This is a genomic window from Clostridium sp. BJN0013, assembly GCF_040939125.1.
Taxonomy (GTDB): Bacteria; Bacillota; Clostridia; order Clostridiales; family Clostridiaceae; genus Clostridium_B.
The window spans coordinates 2,051,847-2,068,189 of record NZ_CP162495.1; the positions used below are offsets into that span (position 1 = coordinate 2,051,847).

The following is a 16,343-nucleotide window of genomic DNA, read 5'->3' on the forward strand; positions in this document are numbered from 1 at the left end:
TTAGATGAGGGAAAGGGAGCAATCTCTTTTTCTTAATCGATTTTACAAACTCTAAATATACAAGTCTATTCATTGAATATGATAATATCTTTATTGAAAGACTATGGCGCAGCCTTAAATATGAAAATATTTATTTACAGGATTATAAGAACCCGAGGGAATCATGTATTTATAATCCAACATTTCTAGCTAATTGATACCTATACAATTGAGGGTTGTTCATGTTTTTTAAATTATTCTTTAGTATATCATAATTATGTATTATAACCCTCTGTTTATTATTACAAGTTATTACTTTAGGTTGTTTTGCATCTCTAATCTTATTAATAAACTCTTCAAAATTTATACACACCACTTTAATTAAAATATAATATTAAACAAACTACTATTATAATTATAAACGAATCTCCCAAAGTTTCTATATCGTGTTTATATTTAAATTGTTCCCTTTCTTTTGACGTAAAAAGTTCGTCAAAAATAATTTATAAAACAAAATATCCTAATATGATAAATTGACTTTAATAGCTTTTAAATCATTGCAAACACCAACTACATATAATTCATATGGTTTTTTATAAAAAAAGTACCTATAGATTTTATTATATGTAATAATTCTTTTAAATATGGTAAAACTATTTGTGAAAAGTTAATAATAGTATAAAGCGTTCGGATAAAATTATGGGTTGGAGAGTGTGAAGTTATAAGGAGGTATGGTATATTGACTGTTGGATCAAGAGTAAAAAATACATTGGTTACGCTTAGGAGCATTGAGAGTACTTTGAGGATATATTCTCTTCAAGAACAAAATAAAAAAGCTAAAGCTGCCTATAAAAAAGCTTTGGAAGAGGTTGATGGGGTAACCCAAAATTTAGATAAAAGATTAAAATTTTTGGAGTATGAAGAGCCTCAGTACAAAGGTAACTGATTTGGAGGAATATTGTATATGAAACCATGGATTGCAATTTTAGTTAAATCTATATTATTATTTTTTATATCCATAGCTTTTATAAGAATTATGGGAAAGAAACACTCAGCTAGGATGAATGCTTTTAACTTTATAAATTATAGTGTAATAGCAATCCTTGTAGCATTAATTTCTGTAAATGTTATAAGCAACTGGGTATGGGGCATGTTGGCACTAGGTGTATGGTTTTTGTTACCTATTGCTTTAGATTATATATGTATGAAAAGTAAACTTATATATAATTTAATAAATGGTAAGGAACTTGTAGTTATAAAAGAAGGAAAAGTCATGGAGGAAAATCTAAGAAAAATAAGATATAGTGGGGAAGATTTACTGAGAGAGCTTCGTTTTAAAAATATATTTAATTTGGCAGATGTGGAATTTGCGGTAATGGAATCTACAGGAGATATGAATGTAGTATTAAAATCGGATAAAAAACCGGTTACTGCAAAGGATTTGGGAATACAGGTAGCACCTGAAGGAGCACCTCAGACTGTAATTTTGGATGGAAACATAATAAATGAATCCTTAAGTAATTTGGGATTAAACCAAGGGTGGCTAAATACTCAACTGGAGTTATTGGGAGTATATTTAGACAATGTGTTTATAGGTCAAGTAAATTCAAAAGGAGAACTTTATGTGGATTTATTTGATGACGTTATTGAAGTCCCAAAATGTAATGTAAGAGAAATGTTATATGCTAACTTAGAGAAGGCTCAGTCAGATTTAATGTCTTTTGGGCTTGAGACTGAAGATGAAAGGTTAAAGAATAGTTATGAAAAAGATTCTACTATATTAAAAAATGTATTAGAGGAATTAAAGCCCTACTTATTAAGATAGAAGGTGACAATATGTCAAATAAAAAGACTAAAAAATTGACTCCTCTGCAGAGAGAATATCAAAATCTTGCAAAGGAAAAAGAACCCAAAAGAAAAGTACTTAAAAATTGCCTTAAAGCATTTTTGGTAGGAGGAAGTATATGTACCATAGGCCAAGGACTTCAATTTATGTTTATAAAGTATTTTAATTTCACAGAGACAACTGCGGGTAATCCTACTTCTGCAGTTTTAATAATAGTTTCTGTAATTCTTACAGGATTTGGGGTATTTGATCATATTGCACAGTGGTCTGGGGCAGGAACTGCTATACCAGTTACTGGATTTGCAAATTCTATTGCCTCTTGTGCTATAGAACATAAAACTGAAGGATATGTGCTTGGGGTAGGAGGAAATATGTTTAAATTGGCTGGTTCAGTAATAACTTTTGGAGTTTTTGCTGCATTTGTAGTCGCTACATTACAGATAATTATTAAATGGTTAGGTGGGATTTAAATGATTCAGGGACATCAATCTTGGGTATTTGATTCTAAGCCTGCAATAATTGGATGTTCTACTGTAGGAGGACCCTTTGAGGCAAAAGGTGCCTTAGCCAAGGAATTTGACTTACTTCATGAAGATATTTGGATTGGCCAGGATAGTTTTGAGAAAGCTGAAAAAAAATTATTAGAGGAAGCTTGTGATTTAGCTGTAAAAAATTCAAAATTAAAAAATGAAAATATAAATTTTTTCATAAGCGGAGATCTTATGAATCAAATAATCACCAGCAGTTTTGCAGCAAGAACTCTAAAGATACCTTATCTAGGAGTATTTGGTGCCTGTTCAAGTTCTATGGAAGGCTTAGCTTTGGCATCTTTTATTATTGATAATAATGGAGCAGAGTATGTACTTTGTGGAACTTCAAGCCATAATGCTGCTGCTGAAAAACAATTTAGATATCCAACAGAATATGGAGGACAAAAACCTCCTACAGCACAATGGACGGTAACTGGAGCTGGTGCTGCAGTTATTGGAAAAGCTAATGATAGACCTAAAGTTACCACGGCTACCATAGGTAAAGTGGTAGATATGGGAGTTTCAGATCCCTTTAATATGGGAGCTGCTATGGCAGCAGCTGCTGTAGATACCATTGAAGCACATTTTAGAGATTTAAAAAGAAAACCGTCTGATTATGATATTATAGCTACTGGTGATTTAGGTAAAATTGGCCATGAAATAGCAGAGGATATGTTAAAAAGAGATGGGTTTGAATTTTCACAAGGAGTATTTAAAGATTGTGGTACTCTAATTTATAAAAAAGATCAACCTGTATTTTCAGGTGCTAGCGGATGTGCCTGTTCTGCTATAGTAACTTATGGACACTTTTTAAAGGAAATGGAGCGAAAAAGATTAGGAAAGATATTAATAGTTGCCACAGGGGCACTGATGTCACCTATGTCCTATCAACAGAAGGAAAGTATACCTGGCGTTGCACATGCAGTGTCCATAGAAATATAGAAAAGAGGTGCATTTTGTTTAATGGAAAAATTTTTTTTGGCATTTTTAATAGGAGGAATAATATGTGTAATAGGACAAATAATGATGGATGTATTTAAACTTACTCCTGCACATACTACAACTACCCTTGTGGTATTAGGAGCTATACTAGGAGGTTTTGGCTTATATGAGCCTTTAATAAAATTTGCAGGTGCAGGTGCTTCTGTACCTATAAGCAGTTTCGGAAATGCTCTGGTAAAAGGAGCCCTTATGGAGGCTGAAAGATATGGATTAATAGGAGTTTTGACGGGAATTTTTGAAGTAACCAGTGCAGGTATTTCAGCAGCTATAATATTTGGGTTTATAGGGGCGTTGATTTTTAAACCCAAAGGATAGATTATTTCAGAAGGAGGTGATAAAATATGACAGTTGGAACTCAAATGCAACAAGCTATAGCTGGAATTCAAAGTGCATGTGCTACAATGAAGACATTTGCTTTGGAGACACAAGATGAAAATGCTAAAAATGATTTTCAAAATATAGCACAAAATTTAGACGAAGCATTGCAAATACTTAAAGGAAGGCAGCAATTTATACAACAGCAGGAACCACAATATAGTAAAAATTAAAAACATAGTGTAAATAAAAAGTCATAATTTTTATTATGACTTTTTATTTACATACTAAATATTATGTTTACTAATAAAATGTAAACTAATTTTAACAATCTTTAACAATAAAACCTACTTAACAAAAATTATCATATATTATATAATAAGTATAAATCAATATTTATTGTAGGAGGGAGCAAGGAAAAGTAAAATTTATATTTAATTTTGAAAATCTTATGATTATAATTATGTTTATATTAATATTTTTAATTGTAAAAGGTGTGACTTTTAAACAAGTTTATTTATTAAAAGAAGTTTTATTTTATATCACATATATGATTATAAGTTTTTCCGTTCTTTTAATAATAGCTCAAAGTATAAGATGGAAATGGTATGGATATTTATAGGTATAATATTGGAATTATTTATTAATATGAATTTTTTAAGAAATAATAATCAGATTTATATATTTATTAGTAAAAGGGTAGATTAATTTTGGAAATATGTGGTATAATATATAAAAATTCAAATAAACATTTTTATTAAAGTTTTATTAAAGGGGGATTTAGCAATGGACGAAATAAAGGTGATAATAGATAGGTTTGAAGGTCCTTATGCTGTTTGTGAAAAAGAAGATAGAACTATGATGGACATAAAACGAATAAAATTACCTAATAATGCGAAAGAAGGTTGTGTTCTTATTATTCGGGGAGATAAAGTAACCATAGATATAGATGAAACAGAAAAAAGAAAAAAACATATTGAATCATTAACTAAGAATATGTGGAATTAATTAATCATCACCACCCGTAAAACGGGTGGTTTGCTCTAGCCCTATAAGGGCACATTACCAGCATTATGCCTCAAGGCATCTTAAAGATCTCGCCAGCCGCAATATTGCTTTTTTATTTTTTCCAACTATGTCTACATAGAATCCTCTGCACCAAAAGTGCCTATTTCCATATTTATATTTTAAATTTGAAAATCTCTCAAATATCATTAGACTACTTTTTCCCTTCAAGAATCCCATAAAACTTGAAACACTTGTCTTTGGTGGTATCGATAAAAGCATATGTATATGATCTTCACATGCATTCGCCTCTATTATTTCTACACCTTTCCATTCACAAAGTTTCCTTAATATTTTTCCTATCTCTTTTCTTTTTTCTCCATATATTTCTTTTCTTCTATATTTGGGTGAAAATACTACATGATATTTACATCTCCATTTAGTATGTGATAAACTATTACTGTCCATTTAGGGCAAACCTCCTTTGATTATAGATTTGGTTGACGAGACCTCTTCTATTTTATCAAAGTGAGGTTTTTTGTTCACCGCTTAAGCTATTCTGAACACACCTGCATAGCAGGTGGTTTTCATATAGACAAAAAGTATAAAGCTGGAAGTGTTAAAACACTTCCAGCTTTAGTGAATTGATTTTTTCTTATAGCCTTTTCCAGAAACTTCTACATGTCCTATAGTTATAAGTGCATTTTTATCAAAATCTCTAACTATAGATTTTAATTTGGATATTTCTAATCGGGATACTATTACATATAATACATTAGTAGGCGTATTAGTATATCCGCCTTTTCCATCTAAAAGAGTAACACCTCTGCCAAGCCTTGCAAGAAGAGCATCTGTTATATCTTGTGATTTATCAGTAATTATTAATACAGCTTTTGATTCATCTAATCCTTCTACAGTTATATCAATTAATTTAAAGGCTATAAAGTAAGTTACCATGGAATACATAGCTCTGTCCCAGCCAAACATTATTCCTGCACTACTTAATATAAATATATTAATAATCATTACCACTTCACCTATAGAGAATCCAGTACGCTTGTCCAAAATTATAGCTATAATTTCTGTGCCATCAGAACAACCACCATTTCGCATAATTAATCCAATACCAATTCCAAGTAGTATTCCTCCAAAAACTGAGGCTAAAAGAGTATCATTTGTTATACTTTTAACTGGTTCTAAAAAAGAAACAATGATTGATAAAGCAGATACAGAAAATAAAGTAGATACTGTAAAAGTTTTTCCTATGTGCTTATATCCAATTATGAGAAAAGGTATATTTAAAATAAAAATAAATAACCCTAGGGGCAAACCTGTGAGATAACTAGACATAATAGATATACCGGTAACGCCTCCATCTATTACACTATTAGGAATTAAAAATATTTCCAGAGCCACAGCTGCTAGGGTGGCTCCAATAAGCATGAACAAGAATTTAACAAATACTTTGAATATTTTGCGACCTTTTTTTCCCATCAAACCACATCCTTTAGGGTGTATATTAGAGTATCTACTTATTTAATTATATTTTATAAGTCTATATTTTGTCAAATATATTATGTAAAGTGGAATAAAATTATTTCAGCACAGAAATTTTCTATGCTGAAATAATTTTATTCCACTTTTCGCATCTTCCTCCGAAGAAACCTACTGTTTTTTCCTTATTCAATATTTTCACTACTTCACATCTATTAGAACATCCTGTACATTCAAAACTTTTAGATACAAAATTTATGTTTGCAAGATCAAATCCTCTAAAATTAGTAAGAGAATTATTTTTTTCTAAAGCTTCTTTTGCTAAAATAGCAGCTCCTATAGCACCCATTACTTTAAAATTTTTAGGAATTATTATTTCTTTTCCTAATATTTCTTCGAAGGAAGCTTTCATTCCTACGTTTGCAGCAACTCCACCTTGAAAAAATATTTCGGATTTTATATCTTTTCCTTTTGCCACATTATTTAAATAATTTCTAACTAGAGCATTACAAAGTCCTTTTATTATATCTAGATTACTATATCCCATTTGCTGTTTGTGTATCATATCAGATTCTGCGAATACAGCACACCTTCCAGCTATTCTGGCAGGATAGCTGGACTTTAAAGCATAATTTCCAAATTCTTCAATAGGAATTTCTAACCTTTCTGCCTGCCTATCAAGAAAAGAACCAGTTCCAGCTGCACATACGGTATTCATCGCAAAGTCTGAAACAATACCATTTTCTAAAATTATTATTTTAGAATCCTGACCTCCTATTTCTATTATAGTTTTTACAGAGTTGTTTAAATTTAAGGCTGCTATAGCATGAGAAGTTATTTCGTTTTTTGTTACGTCAGCTCCTATAATAGAGGATGCAATTTGTCGACCACTGCCTGTAGTACCTACAGCCTTTATATCCTTATTCTTATATTTATTTTTTAGTAATCTAAAGCCTTCTTGAATTGCATTTATAGGTCTTCCTTTTGTTCTAAGATATAGAGAATCTAGTACATTTATATTTTCATCTACTATTACTATATCTGTACTTACAGAACCTACATCAACTCCCATATAATACATTGTTTTTTCTCCTTTCAAGTAAATCTAAAAAAGCTTCTATTCTGGTAATATATCCAGCTTCTCCAGTCATTTCATCGACTATTAAAGTTAGTATAGGAAAGTTTTTATCTTTTGATATAGTGGGAAGTATAGATTTTGATACAATTTCAGGCATACATCCCATAGGAAAAATCTGAATTGCACCGTCAAAGCCTTTTTCATTTGCTAAAACAGCTTCTCCTATACATTCTCTAGCATGGCCGCCTATATAAAAGGGTAGATATTCCTTAGAGGCTCTCCTTATATTCAGTGAATTTAAATTTAATGCAGAGAGAGCTGTATTTTTAACCCACCAACTTGGAGTTATGCATCTTACCGTTGATACTCCATAGTCCATGAGTTTATCTTCTATAAACAGATTTGAAAAGGGTTCTACAATAGTATATATTTCACCGATTATAGAAATTTTTAAAGGAATTTTATTTTTACATATGGTGATTTTATCCAGTTTCTCCATATGTTCTTTTAATATATACAACATTTCTTTTGGGGAAGTGCTTCTAAAAGCTTTTTCTTTACACTGTTTTAGTATATTCTTACATTCTCCTTTGTTTAATTCATAACCAGCTAATAGTTTTGCTTTGCTTTCAATGCTGTCTATCAAATTTATTATCTTAATTGCCAAACTTGCTATTTTAAGTTTTTCTGCCGTACTTTTTTTGCTGTTTGAGATAATTGAAGTTATTCTGCGTATAAGTTCTTTTATACCTATGTCTTTGGGACAATCTATAACTATGAAATTTAAATTGTATCCTAGTTTCTTTAGTAAATTTATTTGAAGTTCGCAGTATTCTCCAAATCTGCAAGGGCCACAGCTGCCTACTATTAAAATTGTATCTGCCCCTTTTTCTATACTTTGAATATAGTTACCAATCATTATTTTAAAAGGAAGACATATCTCTTCAGGGGAATATAATGAGCCTATTTCCAAAGCCTTTTTATTGCTTAAGGGTGGTATTATATAGTCAATTCCTAATCCATCAAATAAAGCTTTTGCTGCAAAATATGTATTCCCCAAATGCGGAAAAGTTATCTTCATAAATTTTCACATCTCCTTTCAAGCATATCTGAGAAAGCTTCAATTCTAGTATCAAAACCAGCTTCTCCAGTTTGCTCATCTATTTTTAAAACTAAGAAGGGGAAATTTTTTAATCTATCCTTGATAAGTTCTATTACTACAGAATCTATGCCGCAAGCAAAGGAAGATACATATATTATTCCATCTACTTTTTTAGTTTCTGCAAGATAAGTGGAAAAACCATAGGAATTTCTAGCAAAGGTCCAAAAAGGTTTTTTGAACAAGTGTTTTATTTCATCATTTATTTGAGTTTTATCTATATCTTCCTCAGTAAGTATACCTATGTTTAATTTATTTAATTTTTTGATTATATTCATATTGGTAAAACTATCGTATAAGTTATAAGGATGACCAACTAAGGCTATATTTCTAGAAAAACTCATATTATTTGACGGCAAATTATAGGATTCTTGTACTTTTAAGGCCTTTTTATATGCTCTATTTATTTCTAAAAGATTTTTACTAAATTTTAAGCCTGCATTTAAAATCCAGTTTCTAAGTTTATTTTTAGAAAAGGCATATAAAGGATAAGTTAATGCCTCTGGCATATTAGGTATGTTGTCTAATACCATTTCCGGAAGCCCACAAAATTTAGGACAGATAAATTCATCTTTATTTAGTTGCATTATTCTAGGAATAAGAATTATATCACATTTGTCTTTTATAGCAGCTACGTGACCGTGAAATACTTTTATTGGAAGGCAAGCTTCATCTACGCAATACTTTACGCCCATATCTAGTATATATCTGTTAGTATCAGGAGAAGTTATTATTTCTGCTCCTAATTCTTGAAAAAAAGTTTCTGCAAAAATATGATATTTGCAGTACAATAATCCTTTTGGAAGTCCTATTTTCATACATTTATTAAGCTGTTTAGTACAGCAATACCTCCAATCTTTTTTAGTATTTAATATATCATTTCTATATTTTACCTTAAATATAGAAAATTATTCAGTTAAATAAAATAAATAGAGAATAGTTTATATAATAAATATTATGTTAAATAACAAAAAAATAAACCAAAAACAAAAACAATAGAAGGAATTTTTCTCTCCTTTGTAGAATATATAAATATATATAAGATCGTTAAATGATTATTTAACGATCTTATATAAGAAAGGGGAATTTTATATTATGAAATACAACTTAAACCATATATACAATCCAGAACTCCCTGGATATTTAAATGATTTTTTAAATTATCTTGGTACCATCAAAGGCAAATCAAAAAATACTTTGGAAGGCTATAAAGTTGACTTAACTATGTTTTTTAGGTTTCTAAAACTATATAAGGGACTAGAAAAAGAAGGTTCTCAATTTGAAAATATAAAAATAAACGATATTGATATTGATGTTATAAGGCAAATAACCTTAAGTGACTTATTTGCATTTATATCTTTCATAGAAAACTATAGACATAATAAGAGCTATGCTAGGGCCAGAAAAGTGGCTTCTTTAAAATCTTTCTTCAAATACCTGTATAGCAAGGCTAAATTGATAAATGAAAACCCTGCTCTAGAACTAGAATCTCCTCAAATAAATAAAAGAAATCCTATTTATTTGAGTTTAAAAGAAAGTAAGCTTTTACTTGAGTCTATTGATGGGAAATTCAAGGAAAGAGACTATTGTATTATAACTTTTTTCTTGAATTGTGGGATGAGACTTTCAGAGCTTTGTAGTATAAACATATCCAAAATCAAAGAGGATACCCTCACTGTAATAGGAAAAGGAAACAAGGAAAGAACTATATATCTAAATAAATCCTGTTTAAAAGCACTTAAGGATTATTTAGTTTCAAGAGATAAATATTTAAATAAAATAAGAGATAAGGATGCCCTTTTTATAAGTAAAAACTATACTAGAATAAATAAAAGATCTGTTGAAATTATGTTGAAAAAATATTTAAAAAAAGCTGACCTGGACAGCGAAAAATATACACCTCATAAATTAAGGCACACTGCAGCCACTCTTATGTATAAGTATGGTAATGTAGATATAAGAAGCCTTCAAAAAATACTTGGACATGAAAGTGTGTCTACTACTCAAATATACACTCATGTAGATGATGAAAAACTTAGAGAAGCAATAAAATCAAATCCTTTAAATGAAATAAATGAAGAACAGAAAGAGGTAGATTCTTAATTATTATTGTTTGTTATTTGTTTTTTGTGTTTACTTTTTGATAAATTCACATAATATTTATTATTTAAACATTAAATTTTTAGGCTGTCTCCAGAACTACTAAAATTTCAGATAACTCAAGGCAAATTACTACTTTTTAATTTGCCCTATTTTTTATAATTTTTATCAGCCCAGGATATTCTTCATGGATTATTTTATTGAATTTATCTTTATTATCTAAAATTTCTCTTAAACCATCTATATCATCTATAAATTCCAAAGTGCTTTCTTTCATATTCTCCATATAAGAATTATTTTGGTCATACGCCATTATTTCAGGCTCTTCAATTTGGTAATCCTTTAATTCATCTTCATCATCTAAAATTGTATCAATCTTTATGGCTTTCATATCATAGTCCTCTAATTCCAGACACTTACCACAATTGTTGCACCTTTTACTTGGATTTAAATCACATGTATTGCACTCATTACAGTTATTACAAACTTTTTTTTCATTAAATATACAGTATTTCATAAATATATTGAACTCCTTTTATTTTATTTCTTTTTTGGTTTACTTTTTATTTAATTTACATAATATTTATTATTTAAACATTAACTTTAAAACCGGTAAAATTAGTATAGAACATAAGTTTGCCATTTGTCAACTTCTATGATATAATTCACGTAAATAGATTTAGAGGAGTGTATTTTATGACAGAACACAGTAATAATAGACAATCTCAAATATATAACTTTATAAAATCACAAATTAAAGAAAAAGGTTATCCTCCTTCTGTTAGAGAGATATGTGCTGCTGTGGGGTTAAAATCTACTTCTACTGTCCACAGTTATCTTGAAAAATTAGAAAAAAGAGGTTTTATAAAAAGAGATGCCACTAAATCCAGAACCATAGAAATTATTGAAAAATCTCAAAAAAAAGAAATGATAGAAGTGCCTATAATAGGAACTATAACTGCCGGTATGCCTATTATAGCAGTAGAAAATATAGAGGATTTTTTTCCCCTCCCCATGAACTATATAAAAAATAGCAGAGAAATATTTATGTTAAGGGTAAAGGGAGAAAGCATGGTAGATGCAGGTATATTAGATGGTGATCTATCTATAATAGAAAAAATAAACTCTGCAGAAAATGGAGATATAGTAGTAGCTCTTATTGAAAATGAATCTACCTTAAAAAGATTTTTTAAAGAGAAAGATCATATAAGATTACAGCCGGAAAATAAAAATATGTCCCCTATCATAGTAGATGATTGTAAAATAATCGGAAAATTAATAGGTATATATAGACAATACTAATTATTTATCAATTATACTGGATAAAGCCATGAGTATTCCTATTTTAGCATGGTCAAAAGTCAATCCTCCCTGTAAATAAGCTATATAGGGTTTTCTTATTGGAGCATCTGCGGATAGTTCAATGGAAGAACCCTGTATGAAGGCTCCTGCAGCCATTATAACTTGATCTGAATACCCTGGCATATCCCAGGGTTCACACTGTGAAGAAGAATCTACAGGGGATGCTTTCTGGATAGCCCTGCAAAAATCTATTAATTTTATTCTGTCATTGAACTTAATACACTGTATTATATCGCTTCTTTTATCATTGTATCTTGGCAGAACTTCAAATTTGGCCAGTTCCATAATTCTAGCACAAAAAACAGCACCTTTTACTGCTTCTATAGAAATATGAGGTGCTAAAAACAATCCTTGATATAAAAGCCTCATTACTCCAAAAGTTGAACCACATTCCCCTCCTATACCAGGTACTGTAAGCCTATAAGAAGCTTGAGTGACATATTCTTCCTTTCCCGCTATATATCCCCCAGTAGGTGCTATACCTCCTCCTATGTTCTTTATAAGTGATCCTGCCACTAAATCCGCACCTACATCTGTAGGTTCCATTATATCTATAAATTCACCATAACAATTATCCACAAAGCATATTAATTCCGAATTGATTTTTTTTACAAAATTTATTATCTCCTTTATTTCCGATATAGAAAATGATTTTCTCCACCCATAACCTGTTGATCTCTGTATATGTACTATTTTTACTTTATTATTTTCTATTAAATATTTTTCTATACTTTTAAAATCTATTTTATTATCCAAGGTTAAATCTATCTGATGATAATTTATACCATATTCCTTAAGTGAACCCACTTTTTTATCACTGCATGTACCTATTAAATTATGAAGTGTATCGTAAGGAGTTCCACAAACAGATAACATTGTATCTCCTGGACGCAAGTTGCCAAAAAGAGCACAGCAAAGTGCATGAGTTCCATTTACAAAATGAGGCCTTACAAGTGCACTTTCTGAATTAAATACTCTAGCATATACTCTATCTAAAGCATCTCTTCCTATATCTCCATAACCGTAGCCAGAAGAATTGGTAAAATGGGATTCACTTATACCCTCTTGTTGAAGGGCATCTAAAACTTTTAACTGATTGTATTCTCTTATTTCATCATAATATATGAATTCACCTTTAACATCTTCTAAAGCCTTTTCATATAAAGAAATTACTTTATCATTTATTTTGTATTTATTTTTCAGTTTTTCTTTAGTTATATTTAACAAAATTATTACCTCCAAAATGTATTGACACATAGAAAAAGAATAGAAAATTGCCTATTCCTTTTCTATGACAGCTCTTTAAAATAAGCTTATGATCTGTCATCTGTTCCTACAGGAGTATTAAATAGAATTGCTTTTGATGGTGTAATAGTAGAAAGTGCATGTTTATATACCATCATTTGTTTTCCATCACACTCTAATATAACTGTAAAATTATCAAAACCTTTTACAATTCCTCTAATTTGAAAACCATTAGTTAAGTATACAATAACCGGAATCCTGTTTTTTCTGGCACCATTTAAAAAGATATCCTGTAAATTATTAGCTGGTTTACTCATAGTTTTTTCCCTCCGTAACCTTTATTTGTAGTAATTTTTAGTTCTATAAAGAAATTACTGGTACTTACTTTTTATTTTAGAAAAAAATGTTTGATATAATATATATTATATCAATATTTAACATTTTAACAAGTTATTAATATATTAATTATGTAATTCACTATTTCTCTATTTGAAGTAAACTCATCTTTATTTACCCAAATAACTCTTTCATCTTTTCTAAACCAGGTTAACTGTCTTTTTGCATAATTTCGGCTTCCTTTCTTAACCAGATATATAGCTTCATCCAAGGATATCTCTCCTTCCAAATACCTGATTATTTCTTTATATCCTATACCTTTCATAGATTGCATATCTTTCGTATATCCCATGGATTTTAAATTTTTAACCTCATCTATAAGTCCTTTTTTTATCATTAAATCCACTCTTTTATTTATTCTTTCATATAGTTTAATACGATCCATATTAAGTACAAAATAATATATTCTATAAGGTATATTATATAAATTATCTCTACTATTAAATTCACTTATGGTTTTTCCAGTAAGTTTATATACTTCTAGTGCTCTTATAACCCTTTTTAAATCATTTGGATACAATCTTTCATAGGAAATACTATCTATGTTTTTTAAAAGAGAATGTACATATTCCCTACCCTGTGCTTCCGCCAAACTTTCCAAATATTTTCTGTAATTTACATCCACTTTTGCACCGGTAAAGCCATAGTTATAAATAAGAGAGTTTATATAAAGTCCTGTTCCCCCTACCAACATGGGAAATTTATTTTTACTATATATATTTTCTATAGTTTTCTCAGCCAAATTCTTATATTTGGATACATTAAAATTCTCCTGAGGCTCAACAATATCTATCAGATGATGGGGAATTCCCTGCATCTCCTCTTTTGTAGTTTTAGCAGAGCCTATATTCATATACTTATATATCTGCATAGAATCTGCAGATATTATCTCCCCATTTATTTTTTTAGCCACCTCTATGGATATGTCAGTTTTTCCCACTGCAGTAGGTCCTGCAAGTATAAATAGATTCTTCATACCTTTCCTCTCCTACTGTATTCTCTTAAATTTTTTTTCTAAATCATTTAATGTAAATTTTATTATAGTAGGTCTTCCATGAGGACAGGTAAAGGGATCTTCTATAAATCTTAATTCCTCAAGCAAATATTCCATTTCCATTATTGACAGATTGCATTTTGCTTTTATGGCAGCCCTGCAAGCCAGTGTAGCTATGGAAAGATATTTTACCTCAATAGTATCTCCAAAACCCATATTTTTTAAATTATCTATTATATCTATAAATAAATTTTTAACATCTGGATTTCCAAGTATTACAGGTACTTCTCTCACATTTATAGTATTATTTCCAAATAGCTCCACGTTGAATCCAGCTCTTTTAAATACATCCTTATTCTCCACATAACATATATAATCTTCAGCAGTAAGTTCCATAACTACAGGGGTAATCAATATTTGGCTCATTACCTTCTCTTTCTGTATACTGCTTTTATATTTTTCAAAGAGAATTTTTTCATGGGCTGCATGCTGGTCTACAATATATAAATTGGAACCTGCCTCTGCTATTATGTATGTATTGTTAAACTGCCCAATTATTTTAAAAGGAGGCAGCTTGGAAATTTTACTCTCATGTGAAGTACTTATATTCATACTTTCATTTATAATGCTGTTTTTGTCTGTAATATTTTTGTATTCTTCGAAAATATTATCTTCCTCTTTGGAATTAACATACTGTTCTTTATTATTACCATATTTCTCTTTTATATAACTTTCATAACTTGGAGGTTTTAAATCAATGGGAATTTGAACTTTATTTGTCTCTACATATTCTTCTTCCTGTGGCAGAATTTTATCTTCCACATCTATTTTAAAAGAATCCTTTAAACTTTCCCTAAGCGCCTGATGAATTGTATCAAATACAAATGTAAATATCATTCTGGAATCACTAAACTTTATTTCCCACTTAGCAGGATGAACATTTATATCTACAAATTCAGGAAATATATCTAAAAATAGTATAAAAAAAGGAAATTTATTAACAGTTAAAAATGATTTAAAAGCTTTTTCTGCAGCTGCAGTTATAGACTTATCTTTAACGTACCTTTTATTTACAAATATACTTTGATTATTTCTACTTCCCCTGCTTACTTCTGAATTGCCTATATATCCATAAATTGAAGCTATATCACTATGGTTTTCTATAGGTATTATATTTTCATATATATTTTTACCGTATATGCATCTTATAACATCCATCACTTCTCCACTGCCATAGGTGACTAAGGATTTTTTCCCATTTTTAAAAAATTTAAAGGCTATATCCGAATTGGCCAAAGAAAGTCTATTTATTATATCAGAAATAAAAGCTCCTTCCCTTCCTGGAGATTTCAAAAATTTTTTCCTTGCAGGTACATTAAAAAATAGGTCTTTTACTAAAACTGTAGTTCCTATGTTACATCCTGTGTCCTGTATATAGTTTAAAACTCCTCCACTTATGGAAATTTCCTTTCCATAGTTAAATTCATCTTCCACCCTGCTTTTAAGAATTACATGGGATACGGCAGCTATACTAGATAAAGCCTCCCCTCTAAATCCCATGGTATATATCTTGTTTAAATCTTCCAAAGTACTTATTTTACTGGTGGCATGGGGCATAAATGCTTTTTCTATATCTCCAGGATGTATTCCTGTGCCATCATCTATTATCTTTATAGATTTTTGTCCTCCTTCTTCTATTTCTATAATAATATTTTTAGCTCCTGAATCTATACTGTTTTCCAAAAGCTCCTTTACTACAGAAGAAGGTCCTTCAACTACCTCCCCTGCAGCAATTTTATTAGAAGTATCCATATCCAAAAGATTTATTCTTTTCATTA

The 16,343-nt window shown here is 29.8% G+C and carries 18 protein-coding genes and 1 pseudogene; 9 read left to right on the plus strand and 10 right to left on the minus strand.

What is annotated here, in order from left to right; all coding sequences use genetic code 11:
• The first annotated feature begins 718 nt into the window (after window positions 1–718).
• The 7 genes from AB3K27_RS10510 to AB3K27_RS10540 all read left to right on the plus strand — a co-directional run bounded on the left by AB3K27_RS10510 (window position 719) and on the right by AB3K27_RS10540 (window position 4,680).
• Window positions 719–925, plus strand: coding sequence for a DUF1657 domain-containing protein (locus tag AB3K27_RS10510; RefSeq protein ID WP_012101989.1), 207 nt, complete (start codon window positions 719–721; stop codon window positions 923–925).
• Between the two features lie 18 nt (window positions 926–943).
• Window positions 944–1,804, plus strand: coding sequence for a DUF421 domain-containing protein (locus AB3K27_RS10515; RefSeq protein ID WP_368487402.1), 861 nt, complete (start codon window positions 944–946; stop codon window positions 1,802–1,804).
• Window positions 1,805–1,815: 11 nt separating this feature from the next.
• The gene (gene spoVAC, locus AB3K27_RS10520) at window positions 1,816–2,295 is read left to right on the plus strand and encodes a stage V sporulation protein AC (RefSeq protein WP_368487403.1); all 480 of its coding nucleotides are present in this window, start codon (window positions 1,816–1,818) and stop codon (window positions 2,293–2,295) included.
• Window positions 2,296–3,297, plus strand: a complete 1,002-nt coding sequence (gene spoVAD, locus AB3K27_RS10525) for a stage V sporulation protein AD (protein ID WP_368487404.1) — start codon at window positions 2,296–2,298, stop codon at window positions 3,295–3,297.
• 21 nt (window positions 3,298–3,318) lie between these two features.
• The gene (spoVAE, locus tag AB3K27_RS10530) at window positions 3,319–3,672 is read left to right on the plus strand and encodes a stage V sporulation protein AE (RefSeq protein WP_368487405.1); all 354 of its coding nucleotides are present in this window, start codon (window positions 3,319–3,321) and stop codon (window positions 3,670–3,672) included.
• Window positions 3,673–3,698: 26 nt separating this feature from the next.
• Window positions 3,699–3,905, plus strand: coding sequence for a DUF1657 domain-containing protein (locus AB3K27_RS10535; protein WP_368487406.1), 207 nt, complete (start codon window positions 3,699–3,701; stop codon window positions 3,903–3,905).
• A 553-nt stretch (window positions 3,906–4,458) separates the two neighbouring features.
• Window positions 4,459–4,680: a DUF3006 domain-containing protein gene (locus AB3K27_RS10540; RefSeq protein WP_368487407.1), complete on the plus strand. Its 222-nt coding sequence runs from the start codon at window positions 4,459–4,461 to the stop codon at window positions 4,678–4,680.
• Window positions 4,681–4,788: 108 nt separating this feature from the next.
• On the opposite strand, the pseudogene tnpA reads toward AB3K27_RS10540, so the two are convergent.
• The 5 genes and pseudogenes from tnpA to AB3K27_RS10565 all read right to left on the minus strand — a co-directional run.
• Window positions 4,789–5,145, minus strand: a pseudogene (gene tnpA, locus AB3K27_RS10545) (IS200/IS605 family transposase); the annotation flags it as partial.
• 168 nt (window positions 5,146–5,313) lie between these two features.
• The gene (locus AB3K27_RS10550; RefSeq protein ID WP_368487408.1) at window positions 5,314–6,171 is read right to left on the minus strand and encodes a YitT family protein; all 858 of its coding nucleotides are present in this window, start codon (window positions 6,169–6,171) and stop codon (window positions 5,314–5,316) included.
• Between the two features lie 121 nt (window positions 6,172–6,292).
• Window positions 6,293–7,252 (minus strand): acyl-CoA dehydratase activase, encoded by a 960-nt coding sequence (locus AB3K27_RS10555; protein ID WP_368487409.1) that lies wholly within the window; start codon window positions 7,250–7,252, stop codon window positions 6,293–6,295.
• Window positions 7,233–8,330 (minus strand): 2-hydroxyglutaryl-CoA dehydratase, encoded by a 1,098-nt coding sequence (locus AB3K27_RS10560; RefSeq protein WP_368487410.1) that lies wholly within the window; start codon window positions 8,328–8,330, stop codon window positions 7,233–7,235. The genes AB3K27_RS10555 and AB3K27_RS10560 overlap by 20 nt, the downstream gene beginning before the upstream one ends.
• The gene (locus tag AB3K27_RS10565) at window positions 8,327–9,226 is read right to left on the minus strand and encodes an acyl-CoA dehydratase activase-related protein (protein WP_368487411.1); all 900 of its coding nucleotides are present in this window, start codon (window positions 9,224–9,226) and stop codon (window positions 8,327–8,329) included. Before AB3K27_RS10565 ends, AB3K27_RS10560 begins: the two co-directional genes overlap by 4 nt.
• Window positions 9,227–9,503: 277 nt before the next feature.
• Between AB3K27_RS10565 and AB3K27_RS10570 the strand changes: the two genes are divergently transcribed.
• Window positions 9,504–10,511 (plus strand): tyrosine recombinase XerC, encoded by a 1,008-nt coding sequence (locus AB3K27_RS10570; protein WP_368487412.1) that lies wholly within the window; start codon window positions 9,504–9,506, stop codon window positions 10,509–10,511.
• Between the two features lie 136 nt (window positions 10,512–10,647).
• Here the strand turns inward: AB3K27_RS10570 and AB3K27_RS10575 are convergent, their stop codons facing one another.
• Window positions 10,648–11,031, minus strand: a complete 384-nt coding sequence (locus AB3K27_RS10575) for a hypothetical protein (RefSeq protein ID WP_368491211.1) — start codon at window positions 11,029–11,031, stop codon at window positions 10,648–10,650.
• Window positions 11,032–11,204: 173 nt separating this feature from the next.
• Here AB3K27_RS10575 and lexA point away from each other — a divergent pair, with 173 nt between their 5' ends.
• Window positions 11,205–11,810: a transcriptional repressor LexA gene (lexA, locus tag AB3K27_RS10580; RefSeq protein ID WP_368487413.1), complete on the plus strand. Its 606-nt coding sequence runs from the start codon at window positions 11,205–11,207 to the stop codon at window positions 11,808–11,810.
• Here the strand turns inward: lexA and AB3K27_RS10585 are convergent, their stop codons facing one another.
• The 4 genes from AB3K27_RS10585 to mutL all read right to left on the minus strand — a co-directional run bounded on the left by AB3K27_RS10585 (window position 11,811) and on the right by mutL (window position 16,341).
• A complete protein-coding gene (locus AB3K27_RS10585) occupies window positions 11,811–13,097 on the minus strand; it encodes an aminotransferase class I/II-fold pyridoxal phosphate-dependent enzyme (RefSeq protein ID WP_368487414.1) in 1,287 nt (428 codons plus the stop codon). It abuts the gene before it with no gap.
• An 86-nt stretch (window positions 13,098–13,183) separates the two neighbouring features.
• Window positions 13,184–13,432: an RNA chaperone Hfq gene (gene hfq, locus AB3K27_RS10590; RefSeq protein ID WP_368487415.1), complete on the minus strand. Its 249-nt coding sequence runs from the start codon at window positions 13,430–13,432 to the stop codon at window positions 13,184–13,186.
• Window positions 13,433–13,557: 125 nt separating this feature from the next.
• Window positions 13,558–14,487 (minus strand): tRNA (adenosine(37)-N6)-dimethylallyltransferase MiaA, encoded by a 930-nt coding sequence (gene miaA, locus AB3K27_RS10595; protein WP_368487416.1) that lies wholly within the window; start codon window positions 14,485–14,487, stop codon window positions 13,558–13,560.
• A 12-nt stretch (window positions 14,488–14,499) separates the two neighbouring features.
• Window positions 14,500–16,341 (minus strand): DNA mismatch repair endonuclease MutL, encoded by a 1,842-nt coding sequence (mutL, locus tag AB3K27_RS10600; protein ID WP_368487417.1) that lies wholly within the window; start codon window positions 16,339–16,341, stop codon window positions 14,500–14,502.
• Between the last annotated feature and the right edge of the window lie 2 nt (window positions 16,342–16,343).

What these genes read in the sequence shown, in the direction of transcription:
- AB3K27_RS10515 (WP_368487402.1), top strand. Translation starts at nt 944, where the DNA reads ATGAAACCATGGATTGCAATTTTAGTTAAATCTATATTATTATTTTTT.
- spoVAC (WP_368487403.1), top strand. Translation starts at nt 1,816, where the DNA reads ATGTCAAATAAAAAGACTAAAAAATTGACTCCTCTGCAGAGAGAATAT.
- spoVAD (WP_368487404.1), top strand. Translation starts at nt 2,296, where the DNA reads ATGATTCAGGGACATCAATCTTGGGTATTTGATTCTAAGCCTGCAATA.
- spoVAE (WP_368487405.1), top strand. Translation starts at nt 3,319, where the DNA reads ATGGAAAAATTTTTTTTGGCATTTTTAATAGGAGGAATAATATGTGTA.
- AB3K27_RS10535 (WP_368487406.1), top strand. Translation starts at nt 3,699, where the DNA reads ATGACAGTTGGAACTCAAATGCAACAAGCTATAGCTGGAATTCAAAGT.
- AB3K27_RS10540 (WP_368487407.1), top strand. Translation starts at nt 4,459, where the DNA reads ATGGACGAAATAAAGGTGATAATAGATAGGTTTGAAGGTCCTTATGCT.
- AB3K27_RS10550 (WP_368487408.1), bottom strand. Translation starts at nt 6,171, where the DNA reads ATGGGAAAAAAAGGTCGCAAAATATTCAAAGTATTTGTTAAATTCTTG.
- AB3K27_RS10555 (WP_368487409.1), bottom strand. Translation starts at nt 7,252, where the DNA reads ATGTATTATATGGGAGTTGATGTAGGTTCTGTAAGTACAGATATAGTA.
- AB3K27_RS10560 (WP_368487410.1), bottom strand. Translation starts at nt 8,330, where the DNA reads ATGAAGATAACTTTTCCGCATTTGGGGAATACATATTTTGCAGCAAAA.
- AB3K27_RS10565 (WP_368487411.1), bottom strand. Translation starts at nt 9,226, where the DNA reads ATGAAAATAGGACTTCCAAAAGGATTATTGTACTGCAAATATCATATT.
- AB3K27_RS10570 (WP_368487412.1), top strand. Translation starts at nt 9,504, where the DNA reads ATGAAATACAACTTAAACCATATATACAATCCAGAACTCCCTGGATAT.
- lexA (WP_368487413.1), top strand. Translation starts at nt 11,205, where the DNA reads ATGACAGAACACAGTAATAATAGACAATCTCAAATATATAACTTTATA.
- hfq (WP_368487415.1), bottom strand. Translation starts at nt 13,432, where the DNA reads ATGAGTAAACCAGCTAATAATTTACAGGATATCTTTTTAAATGGTGCC.
- miaA (WP_368487416.1), bottom strand. Translation starts at nt 14,487, where the DNA reads ATGAAGAATCTATTTATACTTGCAGGACCTACTGCAGTGGGAAAAACT.
- mutL (WP_368487417.1), bottom strand. Translation starts at nt 16,341, where the DNA reads ATGAAAAGAATAAATCTTTTGGATATGGATACTTCTAATAAAATTGCT.